General features: G+C 30.4%; 15 protein-coding genes. 12 read left to right on the forward strand and 3 right to left on the reverse strand.

Translation table 11 applies throughout. The annotated features are described in order from the left end of the window. The first annotated feature begins 1 nt into the window (after position 1). The 6 genes from L3B98_RS12430 (at position 2) to L3B98_RS12455 (ending at position 5,943) form a co-directional block, all read left to right on the forward strand. The gene (locus L3B98_RS12430) at positions 2–1,075 is read left to right on the forward strand and encodes a DUF4392 domain-containing protein (protein WP_238916854.1); all 1,074 of its coding nucleotides are present in this window, start codon (positions 2–4) and stop codon (positions 1,073–1,075) included. A gap of 259 nt (positions 1,076–1,334) precedes the next feature. Continuing rightward, on the forward strand, positions 1,335–2,123 hold the full coding sequence (locus L3B98_RS12435) for a putative hydro-lyase (protein ID WP_238916855.1): 789 nt from the start codon (positions 1,335–1,337) through the stop codon (positions 2,121–2,123). A gap of 27 nt (positions 2,124–2,150) precedes the next feature. Further along, a complete protein-coding gene (locus L3B98_RS12440) occupies positions 2,151–2,930 on the forward strand; it encodes a 5-oxoprolinase subunit PxpA (RefSeq protein WP_238916856.1) in 780 nt (259 codons plus the stop codon). A 147-nt stretch (positions 2,931–3,077) separates the two neighbouring features. Beyond that, positions 3,078–3,788 (forward strand): 5-oxoprolinase subunit PxpB, encoded by a 711-nt coding sequence (gene pxpB / locus L3B98_RS12445; protein ID WP_015394076.1) that lies wholly within the window; start codon positions 3,078–3,080, stop codon positions 3,786–3,788. Then, a complete protein-coding gene (locus L3B98_RS12450; RefSeq protein WP_343073685.1) occupies positions 3,788–4,783 on the forward strand; it encodes a biotin-dependent carboxyltransferase family protein in 996 nt (331 codons plus the stop codon). Before pxpB ends, L3B98_RS12450 begins: the two co-directional genes overlap by 1 nt. Positions 4,784–5,052: 269 nt before the next feature. Then, a complete protein-coding gene (locus tag L3B98_RS12455; protein ID WP_238916857.1) occupies positions 5,053–5,943 on the forward strand; it encodes a hypothetical protein in 891 nt (296 codons plus the stop codon). A gap of 308 nt (positions 5,944–6,251) precedes the next feature. Here L3B98_RS12455 and L3B98_RS12460 read toward each other — a convergent pair whose 3' ends face one another. Then, positions 6,252–7,187 (reverse strand): multidrug resistance efflux transporter family protein, encoded by a 936-nt coding sequence (locus L3B98_RS12460; protein ID WP_238916858.1) that lies wholly within the window; start codon positions 7,185–7,187, stop codon positions 6,252–6,254. A 271-nt stretch (positions 7,188–7,458) separates the two neighbouring features. On the opposite strand from L3B98_RS12460, the gene L3B98_RS12465 reads away from it, so the two are divergent. Beyond that, positions 7,459–8,013: a helix-turn-helix domain-containing protein gene (locus tag L3B98_RS12465; protein WP_015394072.1), complete on the forward strand. Its 555-nt coding sequence runs from the start codon at positions 7,459–7,461 to the stop codon at positions 8,011–8,013. Positions 8,014–8,348: 335 nt separating this feature from the next. Here L3B98_RS12465 and L3B98_RS12470 read toward each other — a convergent pair whose 3' ends face one another. Next, positions 8,349–9,467: an NADH-dependent flavin oxidoreductase gene (locus tag L3B98_RS12470; protein WP_238916859.1), complete on the reverse strand. Its 1,119-nt coding sequence runs from the start codon at positions 9,465–9,467 to the stop codon at positions 8,349–8,351. Positions 9,468–10,093: 626 nt separating this feature from the next. Next, a complete protein-coding gene (locus tag L3B98_RS12475) occupies positions 10,094–12,079 on the reverse strand; it encodes a methyl-accepting chemotaxis protein (RefSeq protein WP_238916860.1) in 1,986 nt (661 codons plus the stop codon). Between the two features lie 329 nt (positions 12,080–12,408). Between L3B98_RS12475 and L3B98_RS12480 the strand changes: the two genes are divergently transcribed. The 5 genes from L3B98_RS12480 to L3B98_RS12500 all read left to right on the forward strand — a co-directional run bounded on the left by L3B98_RS12480 (position 12,409) and on the right by L3B98_RS12500 (position 18,313). Continuing rightward, positions 12,409–14,808, forward strand: coding sequence for a BglG family transcription antiterminator (locus L3B98_RS12480; protein ID WP_238916861.1), 2,400 nt, complete (start codon positions 12,409–12,411; stop codon positions 14,806–14,808). A gap of 72 nt (positions 14,809–14,880) precedes the next feature. Then, positions 14,881–15,192 (forward strand): PTS fructose transporter subunit IIB, encoded by a 312-nt coding sequence (locus L3B98_RS12485; protein ID WP_015394068.1) that lies wholly within the window; start codon positions 14,881–14,883, stop codon positions 15,190–15,192. Between the two features lie 30 nt (positions 15,193–15,222). Beyond that, complete coding sequence (locus tag L3B98_RS12490; protein WP_238916862.1) at positions 15,223–16,302, forward strand: PTS fructose transporter subunit IIC; 1,080 nt, start codon at positions 15,223–15,225, stop codon at positions 16,300–16,302. Positions 16,303–16,329: 27 nt separating this feature from the next. After that, complete coding sequence (locus L3B98_RS12495) at positions 16,330–17,181, forward strand: class II fructose-bisphosphate aldolase (protein WP_238916863.1); 852 nt, start codon at positions 16,330–16,332, stop codon at positions 17,179–17,181. Positions 17,182–17,443: 262 nt separating this feature from the next. Then, complete coding sequence (locus L3B98_RS12500; RefSeq protein WP_015394065.1) at positions 17,444–18,313, forward strand: ketose-bisphosphate aldolase; 870 nt, start codon at positions 17,444–17,446, stop codon at positions 18,311–18,313. Position 18,314 lies beyond the last annotated feature (1 nt).

Below are 18,314 nucleotides of genomic sequence, written 5' to 3' on the forward strand. Positions count from 1 at the left end.
TATGAATCAACAAGAATTAACAATATTTAATTTAGGTGAGAACTTAGATAATTTAATGAATTTAGATCCTAGAGGCTACGGTGTGTGTCGTATTTTATATTCTGCAGCAAGAAAGTATACAAAAGAGCCTTTAACTACTAATGCAGCAAAAAAATTAGTAAACACATTGAAAGCTGGAGACTTAGTTTATATAATGACGGGTTTTGTGCTGCTTCCTTTTAAGAAGGCTGAAATGGATGGGATTGTTAGTTCGATGATATTAGCCAGAGCACTTATAAAAGCTTTTAATGTAAAACCGGTAATAATATGTCCAGAAGATAATATGGAGGCTGTAAAAAATTTAGCCCAGGTAATAGGAGTTCATTTATATGATACTATACAAGAATTAAAGGAATATCCTATATCCATTGCAGCGATTCCATTTACAAAGGATATAAATGAAGCGGAGAAGCAAGCTGATGAAATTATTGATAAGGGATTACCAAGTGCTGTTATCAGTATTGAGTGCCCAGGTGCTAATTCAATTGGAGTTTATCATAATGCGGTAGGACTAGCTGTAACAGAATTAGAGGCAAAACAGGATATCTTATTTACTAAATTACAAGATAAGGGTGTTCTTAATATAGCAATAGGAGATCTTGGAAATGAAATTGGTATGGGGACTATTAGCGAACATTTACAAGAATATGTTCCATATGCAGCTGAAGGGAAATGTAATTGTGGCTGCAATGGTGGAATTGCTGTAGCTACAAAGGCCGATAATATTATTACTGCAACAGTTTCTGACTGGGGCTGTTATGGATTAATTGCTGCAATTGCATATTTAAAGAAGGATTTAGAAATATTACACACAAAAGAGTTACAAGAAGAAGCAATGGTGGTAGCTTCAAGAAGTGGAATGATAGATATGTATGGATGGCTTGTTCCTGCAATAGACGGCTTTGGTTTATCAATGAATCTTTCAATAGTTAATTTGATGAGAGAATGTGTATCTTATGCTATTAAATTAGAAGATACCTGCGCAACTTGGTTTGATAAAGTTATTGAATTAGGCTTTTATGAAAAGGTAGTGTGAAATTATATCAGTTATTAGTTAAGAGGTATGAATTAAGAGTTAAGGAAGAAAAGCTACAGGCTTTTAGAGAAAGTTCCGTATTGTTGTATTGATACTCTTTTTATATAAGATCAGTATTGTGGCATAGCAACTCTTTTTATAGGTGCGTATTGTGGCATAACCACTCTGTTTAGATGTGTAGAAATAGCATCGCTATTTCATCCTAAAACTCATAACGCAGCACTCATAACTCATAACTGAAATAAAGGAGTGGTAAGTGGTGGATTATTCTAAAATGAAACCAAGTGAGGTTAGAACTTTAATACGTGAAGGTAAAATTACAGGACCAACTTCAGGCATGTGTGCTGGATATGCACAAGCTAATTTGGTTATCTTGCCAAAGGAGTTAGCCTATGATTTTCTATTATTTAGTCAAAGAAATCCTAAATCTTGTCCTATATTAGAAGTGAGTGATGTGGGCAGCAGGAGTTTAAGATATATAGCAGAAGGTGCAGATATTGCTAAAGATATTCCTAAATATAGAGTTTATGAAGAAGGAGTATTAACTGGTGAATATACTAGCATTGAGCATTTATGGAGAGATGATTTTGTAAGCTTTTTAATAGGGTGTAGTTTTTCCTTTGAATCTGAGCTTTTAGAGGCGGGAGTACCTATACGTCACATAGAGGAAAATTGTAATGTCCCTATGTTTATTACTAATATAGACTGTGAACCAGCAGGTATTTTTAATGGAAAAATGGTGGTGAGCATGAGGCCTATTCCATATGATCAAATTGTAAAGTCTGTAATGGTAACCGGAGCAATGCCAAAGGTTCATGGAACACCAATTCATATTGGAGATCCTTCTGCTATTGGAATTTCAGAAATTAGTAGGCCTGATTTTGGAGATAGTGTTAAAATAAAAGAAGGAGAAGTTCCAGTATTTTGGCCTTGCGGTGTAACGCCACAAGCTGTAGTTATGAATGTTAAACCCAAAATAGTGATTACACATTCTCCTGGGCATATGCTTATAACAGATACGAAAAATATAGACATTAAGCTCAGTTAACTGTAAACTGATCAAACGGGGTGGAGTATGTATAAAGTAGATTTAAATTGTGATTTAGGAGAAAGTTTTGGAGCCTATAAACTTGGTTTGGATGAAGAAATAATTTCATATGTATCTTCTGCTAATATAGCTTGTGGCTTTCATGCAGCTGATCCACTTGTGATGGACCATACTGTGAAACTTGCTAAGGCAGCTGGTGTTAGTGTTGGAGCACATCCTGGTTTTCCGGACTTAGTGGGCTTTGGAAGAAGAAATATGAATGTTTCTCCAAAAGAAGCTAAAGCTATGGTGCAATATCAAATTGGCGCTTTAGATGCTTTTTGTAGAGCGCAAGGAATTAAAATGCAACATGTAAAACCTCATGGTGCTTTATATAATATGGCTGGCAAAGATTTAAAACTTGCTGAAGCTATTTGTCAAGGGATATATGAAGTGAATTCTGAATTGATTTTACTTGCTTTAGCTGGAAGTGAAATGATAAAGGCAGCAGAAAATATTGGATTAAAAGTAGCAAGAGAAGCCTTTGCTGATCGTGCTTATGAAGAAGATGGCTCTTTGGTTGCAAGGGCTAAAGAAGGCGCTATGATCACAGATGAAGCCGTGGTTATTAAAAGGGTTATTAAGATGATAAAAGAAAACAATGTTACTGCTATCACAGGTAAAGATATATCTATCAAAGTTAATTCTATATGTGTCCATGGAGATGGAGCTAAGGCTTTGGAATTTGTAAAAAAAATTAGGCTTAGCCTTGAAGCAGAAAATATAGAAATTGTTCCATTGTATAAAGTTTTATTGGATACATTATGAAAAGTAAAGTTGTAAAGTGGAGATATTATTTTATACAAATTAGTAAATAGTCATAGTGGGAAATCAATGAGTTAGGAAATAAAAGCTATTAGTTTAAAATATTAATATTAAATCAAGAAAAAAAGTCAGAAGAGGAGAAATATTTATATGGAAACAGGCAAATTCAAAACTGAAATTTCTCAAATAAGTGAAACAGCAGCTTTAGTTGAGTTTGGAAGGGAAATAAGTGAAACTATAAATAAAAAAGTGAGAACCTTTTGTGCTTATCTTGATGAGAATCCTTTTCACGGAATGATAGAATATGTGCCAGCTTTTGCAAGTGTTTCTGTTATTTATAATCCTTTGGATATGAACAGTGAAGCTCCTTATGAAGTAGTAAAAGGTATTTTAGATGATATAATAGCTAAGCTTGATTTTTCATCAGTATATGAAGAAAATATAGTTGAAATTCCAGTATGCTATGGTGGTGAATTTGGACAAGATATTGGGGAAGTTGCAAAAATAAATAATATTTCTGTAGATGAGGTTATAAAGATTCATTCTGAAGGGAAATATCTAGTTTATATGCTTGGCTTTGCTCCAGGATTTCCGTATTTAGGAGGAATGTCTGAAAAGATTGCAGCTCCAAGACGGGAAACTCCAAGAACAGCAATACCAGCTGGTTCAGTAGGGATCGCAGGAATGCAGACAGGGGTATATCCCATAGAAACACCTGGAGGCTGGCAGCTTATAGGAAAGACACCCTTAAAACTGTTTGATTTAAAGAGAAAGTCTAAAAGTCTCTTAAAGTCAGGAGATATAGTTAAATTTTATCCTATTTCTTATGAAGAATATGTTCAGTTAAAGGAGGAAGAATAGTGAGAATATCTGTTTTAAATCCAGGGCTACAGTCAACTATTCAAGATTTAGGAAGACACGGGTATCAAAAATACGGAGTTATAGTCAGTGGTGCCATGGATACTTATTCCATGCGCCTTGCAAACATTGTAGTTGGAAATACTGAAAAGGAAGGTGTTTTAGAAATTACGATGATTGGTCCTTCCTTAGAGCTAGAAAAGGGAACTTTATTTTCTATAACAGGTGGAAATATTTCACCAACTATTAATGGAAAGAAAATTCCAATGGGAAGACCTATTTATTTAAAGGAAGCTTGTGTATTAAATTTTGGAGCTTGTATAGCGGGTTGTCGTTCTTATTTAGCAATAGCAGGTGGCTTTGAGGTTCCAGAAGTTATGGAAAGTAAAAGTACATATTTAAGAGCACAATTTGGAGGCTTTAATGGAAGAACTTTAAAAAAGGGAGATATTTTAAATCTTGGAGTTAAAAGTGTGGAAGCTAAGAAAATAATAGAAAAACTACAGCAAATAACCTCAAAAGGTGAATTTACAGCTCCAAGCTGGTATATAGGGGATTCTATTGCAGAAAATTCTAATAGCACATTTGTTAGAGTTTTTAAAGACAGGCAATTTAACAATATTTCTGAGGAAAGTGTAAATAAATTTTTTAATTCAGAGTTTAATGTAGATAATAAATCAGATAGAATGGGATATCGGTTATTTGGAGAAAAAATAGAGCTTAAAGAAAGTTTGGAAATGATATCAGAAGAAGTTTCTGTTGGTACAATTCAAATTCCACCAGATGGTGACCCTATTATTTTATTAGCAGATAGACAAACTACAGGAGGATATCCTAAACTAGCACATGTAGCATCTGTAGATATTCAAAAAATAGTTCAACTTAAACCTAATGATAAAATTAAATTTAAACAAATTACATTAAAGGAAGCTGAGAGACTGTATTTAGAAAGAGAAAAATATATTAAAATCTGTGAATATATTTTCAAATTTTTTTAGAAGTCGATGGCAATTCTCGGTTAAAACTTCACCTGTTTACTGTTTGTTTTATGAATTATTCATCTAAATTTAAAGATTTTAAAACTAGGAAATTAGTTATTTAGCAAATATGTAATTTGCTAAAATACATAATGCATATGAAATGAAATGTTACATATATGTATGTTTAAAATAAATGTTGGTAATGTTTAGAAACTTAATATTTAGGCAATTATTAAGAGGATTTGAATATTTAATTTATATTTTAACGATAAATTGAGGTGATTCTCTTGATAAAGACTGATACTAATTTTAATTTATTGAATTCTCATATTACTACTTTGATAAAAAAAGATATGTATTTAAATAGAATTATTGAAAAATGTCCTAATTGTGAGTCAAAACACTACATAAAATATGGATTGTTTAAAGGGTTTCAAAGATATAAGTGTAAAGAATGCGGCAAAACGTTCTCTAAGGCAACCAGTTCTTTATGGAGTTATTCAAAAAAGAAACCTACTCAATGGGTCAAGTTTACTGAATATGTGCTTGAAAGAAAATCCTTAAGATTTTGTGCAGAAAAATTGGGACTAAGCTTAGTAACAGCTTTTTATTGGAGACATAAAGTGTTGCATGGACTTAATTATGATAGTGTTCCAGAAAAGCTGAGTGGAGATGTACATATTGCTAAAAAATTAATACCTGAGAATTTTAAAGGAAGTAAAAATATTACTATCACAGTGCGTCACAATATTTGGGTTGTAGCTGCAAAAGACTGTGAGGATTCTATTATAATTAAACCAATTTCAAGATGTCATTGGCATTTGCCTAGCTTTAATAAAAAAATTTATTATTTAATTGATGAGAAAGCTTATATAGTGCCATATGGTGATCGATATATTTCTTTAGTAGCAAAAGCACATAATAAAAAGCATATAAAAGAAGTCAAGAATGATAAAATAATCTGGTCATTCCAAATTATTTTAGAAAAATGGCTGAAAAAATATCATGGTGTTGCTTCAAAATATTTAGAAAAATATCTTGCACTTTTTATATTATATATTACAAAAAAAGAAATAAATTGTATGGAAATATTCAAAAAATTATCTTTTGAAAACAAATTCATTAAAATATTAGATATAGGTAGGCTTAAGACTCAAAGCAATAGTGTATTACTTTGAGTCTCCAATTTCTAATTAGCAACATTTATTTTAAACATTCTTACATATGAAATAAAATATAAAGTTCTTCTTTCTTGTTATTTTATAGTATTTAACATTATGGAGTTATTTGAGGATATTTAATAATCGGAACATTCGAATTTATGGAAAACTTTTAAAAATTTTTTGAAAAAGCTGATAGCAAAGTTAGGTAAAAAAAATTTACCTTTTTACTATTAAATTTTCAAATCATTAGGCCATAGATAACTGATTAGTCTTTTAGAAAAGTGAATTTTGATACAAAATCCTGGAAACAATGCAAAGACTTTTTATGATTTGTTAAGACTATTTAAAATCATTCCGACAACAACTAGTAATGCTCCTATTAAACCAATAAAAGTTGGAATTTTATCATGAAATATAAATACACCTCCAAGTAAGGTGAAAATTACCTCACCAGATTGTGTTGATTCTATGACAGCTAATTTATGTGTATCATTGCTTACCATATCAGTAGCTTTAAAAAATAATATGGTAGCTATAATTCCTGAAAAAATAGCAACTATTAAGGATTGGAGGATTTGTCCTTTATTTGGTAAACCAGCAGATATGGAAGCATAGCTAGCTAGTATTATCCAAAAGGGCATACTACATAGTGTCATGCCAAATACCCTTTGAAAGGTACTAAATTTATTATTACAAACCTCCATCATTTTACGATTACCTAGTGGATATGCAAATGCAGCTGCAATAACAGGAATAATTCCTAAAAGAGTTTTAAGAAAAGTTGTATTCTTTGCTTCTTCAAACTGCATTAAGAATATTCCTAATAAAATTATGGAAGACATGAGGATAGATTTTTTAGGAAGCTTGTTTCTTATTTTGCATGTCCCATTATTAGTTTCAATACTCGTAAAAAATAATGGAGACATAAGTCCTCCAGCAACTATTGTCAATTGCCAAGTTCCAGCAACTAACCATGAAGCACCATATGCTGATGCAAAACACAAAGGTGCATAAAATAAACCAAAGCCTATTGTGCTCCAAGTAAGCCATTGAATAGGCTTTTTTGCTATATCTTTTAATACCTCAAATAATTCATTTTTTATAATAACTATAATAAACAGAATTGGAAGCATAAAAATATATCTTAGAGTGGAACTCCAAAGCCAACTACCACTAGAAATGTTCATTTGTTGATTAAGGATAAAAGTAAATGCAAAAAAGAATGATGCAGTGACTCCTAATATAAATGCTTTCGCCATTTTAAAACTCCTTTTTATGAATATTAAATATAAAAGTAAATGCAAAAAAGAATGATGCAGTGACTCCTAATATAAATGCTTTTGCCATTTTAAAACTCATTTTTATAAATATTAAATATAAAATTATAAACTAAATATATTAAAGATGTTATAATGTATATATACGTTATATTATACAGTTATATTATACAGTTATATTATATATTGTGCAATATATAATATAATTTACGTTATAGCATACAAAGGCATTATGTATACAAGGAGTCGAGTAATGAAAGATTTGAATTTAATTATTGGTAATAAATTAAAAGATATTCGAAATAAAAGAAATTTAAGTTTAGAAGAAGTGGCTAAGCTAACAGGAGTTAGCAAGGCAATGTTAGGTCAAATAGAAAGAGGGAAGTCTAATCCAACAGTTTCTACCTTATGGAAAATTGCAACAGGATTAAAAATATCTTTTTCCTTATTTATTGATGAAAATCAAGAGGATTTAAAGGTAATAAATCAAAAGGATATTAGCCCAATAATTGAAGATAATGACAGAATGAAGCTTTATCCAATCTTTCCTTTTGATGCAAACAAGGGTTTTGAAATATTTACAATTGAATTAGAACCAGCTTGTAATCATATATCTACACCTCATAATGAGGGGGTTGAAGAATATATTATTGTAACAGAAGGGGAAATTGAAATAGATATAAATAACAAAATATTTAAATTGCAAAAGGGTAATTCAATAAGATTTATGGCAAATTGTCCTCATTCATATAAGAATATAAATCAAGGTAGGTCAGTATTTCAAAATATAATACTTTATTTTAAGTAATTTGATTAACAAGGTTTTTGTAGAGGTCCACTTGAAACCGCTAAAAAGCACTTTATAAAAAATTTGGATATTTATGTATTGATCATAGTAAGAAAATTGACAATTTAAATATTGAGAAATTAAATTTAATTATTGAGAATATTTTAGATGTTGAAAGTTTAGAAGAGGTAGATATATATTTCTAAATGTAAAAATTAAAAGATATTCATTGATTCAGAAGTAAAAAATTAAAAATATTTATTAGTTAGAAAAGCAGAAAATAAAAGAAAACTCTATAACAATCCTTTTTTTATAAGGAGTGTTATGGAGTTTTCACTAATTAATATATATAACTATTATTCTTCAATTGGAAACCAACCAGGTGTATTTACAATTGCATTCCAAAGAGGAACTGGTACAGATAAAACTTCTCTATCATTTTTATTTAATTTAGTTCGAATTTCTGAAGCTTTACCAAGTTGAATTTTACTAGTCCAATCAGGTTCGATAATTATTTCTCTGCCGAGGGCAACTAAATCAACACCACTTTCTAATGCTTTAAGGGCATCCTCAGGTGTATTAATTGCTCCAACCCCTATAAATGGAACTCTACCATGAATTTGATCTATTAGTTTATTAATAACAGGAGAAGTTTCCTTTGCATCACGTATTGAACTTTGCCAAAAATTCATTAATGAAGCATGTAAATAACTTAATCCTTGGTCAGCCAATATATCTACAAAAGAAAGAGTATCTTCTAATGTAATACCAGGGTTTTCAATTTCTTCTGGTGAAAAACGGTAGCCTACTATGAAGTTTTCAGCACCTTTTTCTTTTACTGCTTTTTTCACTTCTGCTATGACAGCTAATGGAAAATTCCTTCTTTTATCTCTGCTGCCACCCCAAAAATCTTCTCTTCGGTTTGAGTGAGGTGAAATAAATTGTTGTAATAAGTATGTGTTAGCACCATGAATTTCTACACCATCAAAGCCTGCTTCTATTGCGAGTTTTGCTGTTTCACCAAAAGCTTTTATTAGTTCTTGAATTTCTGCTTCTGTCATTTCCTTTGGTACAACTGCACCAGGTCTTTCGGCAGCTACAGCACTTGCACTAATAGGTTGACCACCAGGTATTTCATCAGGAAGTGCCATTCTACCAGCATGAAAAATCTGTAAGATTGCTAATGCACCTTCGCCTTTAATAGTTTCTGCTAATTTCTTTAAACTAGGTAAAAAACTCTTGTTATAGGCAGCAAATTCTCCTTGAAAGCCTTTGCCAGAAGGGGCTACATATGTTGTTGCTGTGATTACCATACCAACTTCTTTAGCTCTTTTTTTATAGTAACTTAATTCAGCATCAGAAACTGTTCCGTCTTCATTTGCTGAAAAAGTAGTCATTGGCGCCATAACAATAGGATTTCTTAAAGTAATTTTTGTATTTAAATTTTTAGATTCAATTAAGTTTTTTAATTCCATTTTAATCTCTCCCTTTTCGAAATAATTTTTAATTATGAATATGTAAGTTCGGATTAATGTTATATATCTTAATTTAACATTGATAATTGGAACTTATATAGATTAATATTGTTGTTAAATATAAAATTAACTTATAGACAGTATAATTGTCTTAAATTTAATTTAGCACAATTAATATGCTTAAAAAAATAAGCAATAATATTGATACAATGTGCTTTAAATTTATTTTACTACAATTAAAATTGTTTGTAAACAATAATTGTTATTTATTAAGATTTTTTTCCTTTTCTTAATATTAAAAAGTTTTTCTATTTAAAACTAGATAACGTAGTACATACACCTGCATCTAGTGCCTTGGGAATGATAGCTATAGGTGCTGGAGGTATGAGCGTAGCTAGGGCTATGCAGGTCAAACATTTCCATTAGTTATGCAATTAGAAAAATTAATGCATGGGGATAAGTTTGTTATGAAAATTATTTACATGATTTAACCTTTAGGATATAAGGGGGATTTACTCAAAAGATAAAAAGGGTTAAGCAGATTGCATTAACCCTTTTGTGTATATTTGGCATAAGATGCCTTTTATTTATATTAGCTAACTTTAGAATTATCTAATTCATTATCATTATCTAACTTTAAAGTTATCTAATTCATTATCTAACTTTTCAGCTAAAGATTTAAGAGTTTCAGCATACTTGGTGAATCTATCCATAGCAGAAGCTATTTCTTCAGTTGAAGCGGTTACTTCTTCTGATGATGAAGCAGTTTCTTCAGAAATTGAAGATATATTTTCTATTTCAATCATGGTGTTTTCTTTCTTTTCACCCACATCCTTTATAGAGAATTTTATTTCATCAATCTTATTGATCATTGTATTTATTGAATTAAGAATATCATCAAATATTTTTTGTGTATTAGTTACTTCTAAATCCTGCTCTATTACTATATCTTCAGTAGCTTTAATAGCTTGGACAGCAATAGTTGATTTTTTTTGAATATTTTCGATGATTGATTTTATTTCTTCAGTTGAATTTTTAGATTCTTCAGCAAGCTTTCCAATTTCGGCTGCTACAACAGCAAAGCCTTTACCAGCTTCACCTGCACGCGCTGATTCTATACTTGCGTTTAGTGATAATAGACTGGTTTGTTCTGTTATTTCTGCAATAGCTTCTGAAATTGAAGAAATTTTTATAGTACTTTCGTTCATGTCTTGAATAATTCTATTAACTTCTGAAGTAGAGGTCTTTGTTTTATTTGTTTTATCAATCAAAGTATTTATTATAGATAATCCTTTTGTACCTAGTGTTTTGGTATTATTGGATAACATATCTATCTGAGTGGAATTTTCACTGATTTTATCTAACTTTTTAGAAAGCTCATTCATTTCAGTAACACCATTTTGAGCATTTTGAGCTTGCTGTGTTGCACCATGTGCAACATCTTCAATTGCTTTAGCTACATCTGATATAGAAGCAGTTACTTCTTCTGACATACTAGCAAGATTTGTTGAAGTTTCTAATACTTCATTTGAAGAACTTGCCGCGTTTTGTATTAGGTTTGAAATATTATGCATCATCGAATTAAAAGAAGTTGCTAAGTCTAAAAACTCATCTTTTGTAACTGGCTCTATGGATACAGTTAAGTCACCATTTTCAGCCTTTTCAAAAACCTTTTTTAGATTTTTTATATTAGTAGCAATTCCTTTACTCAAGAATAAGGAGACTAATATTGATATAATCAACATAATAAATATAGAAGTTATTGTAGTAATTAATATAGCTTTTGTATCAGTAGATAATTCACTTTCATTAAGAATTGCAACAACTTTCCAGCCAGTCATAGAATTTGTATCGAATGCACCAAACTTCTTTTGACCATTATATGTGTAGGTTGTAAAACCGCTGTCAGAGGTTTTTATTTCATTCCAAACAGCTAATTTAGAAGCTTCATTAGTATTGATAATATCTTTGTTAGGATGTGCTATTACATTGCCATCTGAATCAGAAATAAAGACATATCCAGAGTTACCAACTTTCTTCTCAGTAATTTTACCTGATAGAGTTTCTAATGAAAGATTCATGGCACAAACACCGATTACTTCTCCATTTCTTTCAACTGTCTTAGCTATAGATACAACTGATTTTCCAGTTTGCGAATCCTTAAAAGGTAAAGTCACAATAACTTGTCCTTTATGTTCCATAGCTTGTTTATACCAAGGTCTTGCTGTAGGATTAAAATCGTCTGGCATTTTGCTATTAGGATAAATATTAAATTTACCATCTTTAGTTCCAAGGTATGCACTGAAAATATCAGGATTAACATCCTTTACACTTTTTAATACGCCTGGTATAAATGTGACATTTATATCATTGTCACTATTAATTACATCATAATTTTGTGATAACATGGAAACCATATTACCAAAACTGCTAAAATAGTTATCCATTCCAGTATTCACTTCTATAAGTGTTTGCTGACTTGTAGTAGAGAGCTTTTGATTAAGTATTGCTTTTGATTGAAAGTATGAAACTAAGCCTAATATAATTAGAGGAAGCATACAGATTCCTACTAAACTAATTCCAAGTTTGTTTCGAATATTATTGATTTTCATAAATAAAATCCCCTCTCGTAAAATATATTAAATTTGAAAGTGATGGTGAAAGTTGTCGTAAATATTGTTAATTTTATGTCATTCTATATTATTCGTACAAAATTCACAAAACTTTATACAAAAATGGACTGCAATTGACAAAAAATGCAGATTATGTTCTATGGAATTGATAAAAATATTAATTTAAGGAGTATTTGCATTGTGTAGTAAGATTACTGATACATAAATTCCATTTTAAGAGGAACTTATTTGTTATTTTACAACCCTGAAATGTATGATATCGTATACATATAGAAGGGCACAGAAAGAAAAATTAAAGGAGGGAAATGATGTATAACCTAAATGTAAGACAAATTGAATTTATAAATTTGTTATTAGAAGAGAAACAATATAAGCCAATTAAATATTATACAGAATTCTTGAATGTGTCTGATAAAACTCTAAAGAAAGATCTAATTATAATTGAAGAATATTTAAACGAACATAATGTTGAATTAGATAAGAAACATAGTATTGGAATAATGATAAAGGATGCTATGAATGCCAAATTAATTCTACATAGAGTTCTTCAATCGCAAGAAAGTAAAAATAATAAAATTTCGATTAATTATCGAAGAATTGAAATTATTAAAAATATGCTGACTGGCCCACATAATAATACTTCGATTCAAAAGCTTTCTGATAAGTATTACGTTAGTAAGACAAGTATAGTTAATGATTTTAAATATATAGAAGAGTGGTTTTCTTTATTTAATTTAAAATTAGAAAAGACAGTTGAGGGAACACAAATAAATGGATCAGAGGTTGATATTCGTAGAGCTATTGCATCTTTGCTATTTGAATATTCAAAAGATGGAAAAAATAAAAATACGATTGAAGAATTAGCAATACGTTTAGATGCAATTACCTTAAATGCTTTATCAGAGTTATTTGAAAAAGAGAAGATAATATATGTAAATAGGCTTCTTCTAGATCTAGAAAAAAAATATAACTGTAGAATAAATGATCCATATTATATTAATTTACTTACTCATATTTTAATTTCAATGGTAAGGGGTTCACAAGGAAGAAAAATATATAAGAAGAGTGATATTAGAAAATTTAAGCCAGAAAAAGATTATGAGGAAGCGGCTTTATGTATTAATAAAATTAATAGAGATTTTGGAATGACACTGGATGAAAGTGAAGTTTATTACTTATATCAATATTTTGTTTCTTTTGGACTAATCAAGGATATGTCAGAAAAAGAGGATAAAGTATTAAGTGAATTAGATTGCTTAGCAATAAACTATAGAAATAGAATTACACAATGTATGGAAGAGATCTTGCAAGTAAATATTTCAAAATACCAAAATATAATGGATAAATTATTACTCCATATACGTCCTATGTTAAATCGTATGAAACATGATATTCACATATCAAATCCTCTTATTAATGATATAAAGGATCAGTATCCGATTCTGTTAAATGTGTGTAAAGCAGCTACGTTGATGGTATCCTTCGATATGAAACTAAAGCATATTCCTATTGATGAAGTTGGGTATTTAACTTTATATTATCAGCTGGGATTAGAGGAGAATTATGCTACAAGAAAACGTGTATTAGTTGTTTGTCATAGTGGGTATGGAACTTCCAAACTTTTAATGACAAGACTTAAAAGATATTTTCCGGAATTTGAAATTATAGAAAGCGCTTCAGCTAGCAGAATGATGAATATAAATCTTGAGGAGATAGATTTTATAATATCGACAGTTCCTTTGGAGTTAGAAAAGAATAGCTATTTATTGGTATCAACTTTTTTGAATGAGCATGATATTAAGAATATATCTGATTTCTTGCTTAATAATAAAAGCAAGCATTTAAGATTAACAAGTTCAACTAAGTTCATTGGAGACTATCTACAAGAAGAATTAATATATTTTAACAAAGAAGAGAATGAAGTTAAGAAGCAAATCAATAGAAACATCAAGAGGAACATTATATTCAATCCAATAGATATTAACAGAAATTTAAAGATACAACTTGGATTTTGCAAGGATGAATTCATACTTGGGCTTTCTATAAATGATATAGAAAATAACGAGAAGCAATTAACTTTTTATATTGCAATGGAAAATGTTGAAATAATGACGCTTATTTTAAAAGAAGCATTCAACTTTAATATCAAAGAAGATTATGCTAATTATTTGATGAAATGTAAGAAGGAAAAGGATGTAAAGCAATACTTTAAACTAAATAGTGAAGGTGGTATGAAAATGGAAGTAGATTTAGCAAAAGTAATACAAAAAGAAACAATAAAACTAGATATGAAAGCGACTACAAAAGATGAAGCCTTAAAGGAACTTACAGAACTATTATATGATTCAGGTACACTTTCAAACAAAGAAGAATTTTTAGAGGATGTATATTACAGGGAAACCTTAGGATCAACAGGCATAGGTAATGGTATTGCAATACCTCATGGAAAATCTAAGTTTGTTAATAAAACATCAATAGCTTTTGGAAAAACCAGAAGTGACATTAAGTGGGAGACCTTGGATGGTAAACCAGTGAACTTTATAATTCTTTTTGCTGTAACAGAATCAGATAAAAACAGTGTTCATGTTCGATTGCTTTCAAAAGTAGCAGCAAGATTAGGAGATGACGAAGTATGTGAAGCTTTATTAGGCGCTAAAACCTCAGAAGAAGTATATGAAATATTTACAAGTTCAGACGAAATTCAATAGGTTAATCATTTATTAAAGGGTTCATTGACTCTCTATAATTATATAAATATTAAAAAGAAAGGATTGACACATATGAAAATTGTAGGAATAGCAGCTTGTACATCTGGAATTGCACATACTTATATAGCAAAAGAAAAATTAGTACGTGCAGCAAAAGCCTTAAACCATGAAATTCACATTGAAACTCAAGGAACAATTGGAACAGAGGATGAGCTTAGTCCTAAAGAAATTAGCGAAGCAGATGTGGTAATTATTGCAGCAGATATTAAGGTTGGTGGCAGAGAAAGATTTAAAGGCAAAAAGGTTATTGATGTTTCAACAGATATTGTAATTAAATCTCCAAAAGCTCTTATTAATAAGATTCAACAAGAACTAGGTTTATAAAAAAATTAAATATACAAGGGGGAACTTATTATGTTAAAAAAATTAGAATTAAAAAAGCACGCAATGACAGGAATATCATACATGCTTCCACTAGTTGTGGCTGCTGGGTTACTAATTGCTATTGGTAATTTGGCAGGAGGAAATCCATCCTTAATTTCTGATTACAAAGCTTCCTACAGTATTTGGCAAGCATCGGTTACCTTAGGCGTATTTGGAATGCAGTTATTGCCAGCAGTAATGGGTGCTGCTATAGCATATTCTATTGCAGATAGACCTGGTATTGCACCTGGTTTATTAATGGGTATGGTAGCAAATGCAATGGGAGCGGGCTTCCTTGGAGGAATGCTTGGAGGATATCTTTCAGGTTATTTCGTAGTTTTTTTAAAGAATAATATTAAAGTGCCTAAATGGGCTCAAGGCTTGTTGCCAATGATGATAATTCCATTAATATCTTCAGTTGTCATTGGATTAGTTATGTTCTTCGTTGTTGGAAGACCAATAGCATCAGTTTCGGCTTCACTTACATCTATGCTTAATAATATGCAAGGTGGCTCAAAAGCAATATTTGGACTAATCATGGGTGCTATGGCAGCATTTGATTTTGGTGGCCCTGTTAATAAAGTTGCTTCTCTATTTGCTGATGGATTGTTATTACAAGGTGTTTATGGACCAGAAGCTATTAAGATTTGTGCATCTATGATTCCTCCTTTTGGTGTTGCATTATCTTGGGTAATAAGAAGGGCTAGATATTCTAAGAGTGAATCTGACAATATAAAAATTGCTTTCCCAATGGGAATATGTATGATTACTGAAGGTGTTATTCCAATTGCAGCTGTTGATCCACTTCGTGTAATATTCTCTTGTTCATTCGGTGCAGCCATTGGAGGTATGTTGATTATGTTATTAGATGTCGGCTCACCAGTTCCTTCAGGAGGAATGTTTATTGTACCTGCTATGCAAAATCCTATTGGCTTTTTAATTGCTTTAGGTGTTGGCTCTGTTATTACAGCAATTTTACTTGTAATTCTAAAAAAAGATGCAAAAGAACAAGTTATTGAAGAAGAAGAGGTAGAAGAAGAAGTGGATCTATCAAATTTACAAATAAAATAAATATTTAAATAGATAGGAGAAGATTTTATGTATGTTTCAATGACAGAGATGTTAAAGAAAGCAAATGAAGAAAATTATGCAGTTATGGCCATTAATTGCTTCAATTTAGAAACTGCAAGAAGTGTAATTAAAGCAGCAGAACTAGAAAATGCTCCTATAATAATTAATTTAGTTCAAGAACATTTAATTGATCATTGTGACAGTGAGCTAATAACTCCAATTGTAAAGACATTAGCTAGCAGGACATCCGCAAAAGTAGCACTTAATTTTGATCATGGACAAGAAGTCTTGTTTATAAAAAAAGCAATAGATGACGGTTTTTCTTCTGTAATGGTTGATGCATCACGTTTTGGATTGCAAGGAAACATTGATATGACAAGAGAAGTGGTAAATTATGCACATCCAAAGGGGGTTAGTGTTGAAGGTGAAATTGGATGTTTAGGAGGAACAGAAGGTGGTGCCTTTACAAATGATCATATGTATACGAATCCAGACGAAGCATTAAAGTTTGCAAAAGAAACAGGGATAGATGCACTAGCAATATCAATTGGTACATCACATGGAAATTATCCGGATGGAATGGTTCCAGAATTTGATTTTGAAAGATTAAAGAATATTAAAGAATTAACTAAAATGCCATTAGTACTTCATGGTGGTTCAGGGTCTGGAAGAGATAATATTTTGAAGGCAGTTAAGTATGGGATTAATAAAATAAATGTTGGCTGTGATTTTATGAATGCCAATGTTCAAGCTATTACAGTAATATTAAAAGAAAAACCAGATATTAATTATTACGTTTTAATGCATCAAGTTGAACAGGACAGTATTGATATTGTAAGAAACTACATTAAGCTTTCAGGATCAAATAACAGAAATTAATGTTAAAAATATTTAAATATATAGGTTCTAATAAATTTTGCTCATAAAAAATCTGATTCGCAGACTGTGTTTTGCGGTTACTTCCAAAAGTTATCTACAGATTTGATTTTATTATAATTTCCAAAAGAATAAAAAATTGAACTACTGCATTTAGAAATGAAAATGAAATAGCTAACTAAATTATGAATGTTAATAATTAGAACTTATATAATAAGTATTTAAGATAAAAGACAAATATAAGATAAAAAAGGAGAAGATGATTATGTTAATGAATATGAAAGAGTTATTATCTATAGCACAGGAAAATAAATTTGCGGTACCAGCCTTTAATACAAGCAGTAATATGATTTTAAGAGGCGTCATGGAAGCAGCAAAAGAAAAGCAGGCTCCAGTAATTATTGCTATACATCCAGATGAATTGTCATTTTTAGAAGATAGTTTTATAGCAACTGTAAAAGAAGAAGCTTTCAAATCAGAGGTGCCAGTGGTTATTCATCTAGATCACGGTGGAACTTTTGAACAAATTCTAAGAGCAATAAGATGTGGCTTTACATCAGTAATGATTGATGCTTCACATATGTCCTTTGAAGAAAACATAGCAATTACAAAGAAAGTAGTTGAAGCAGCACATCCACTTAATGTTTCAGTTGAAGCAGAGCTTGGAACTATAGGTACAACAGGTAACGGAGGAGAATATGGAGCAAATGAAATAATTTATACAGATCCAGAAAAGGCAAAAGAGTTCGTTGACAGAACAGGTGTAGATACATTAGCAATTGCTATTGGAACATCACATGGGATCTATCCAAAAGATATGAAACCAAAATTAAAATTAGATTTATTAAAGATTATAAGAGAAACAGTACAAATTCCATTAGTATTACACGGAGGATCGGCTAATTCAGATGATGAAATTGCTGAATCTGTAAAATTAGGAATATCTAAAATAAATATTTCTAGTGACATTAAGGATGCATTTTATAAGAAATGCCGTGAAATATTGACAGAAGATTTAGGAGCTCGTGAACCTAATGCTATTTATCCACCATGTATAGAAGCTATGAAAGAAGTTATTTATCATAAAATAAGTTTATTTAATGATGAAGATAAAGTAAAATGCTACAATAAATAAA

The organism is Clostridium sp. YIM B02555, from assembly GCF_022320955.1.
GTDB lineage: Bacteria > Bacillota > Clostridia > Clostridiales > Clostridiaceae > Clostridium > Clostridium saccharoperbutylacetonicum.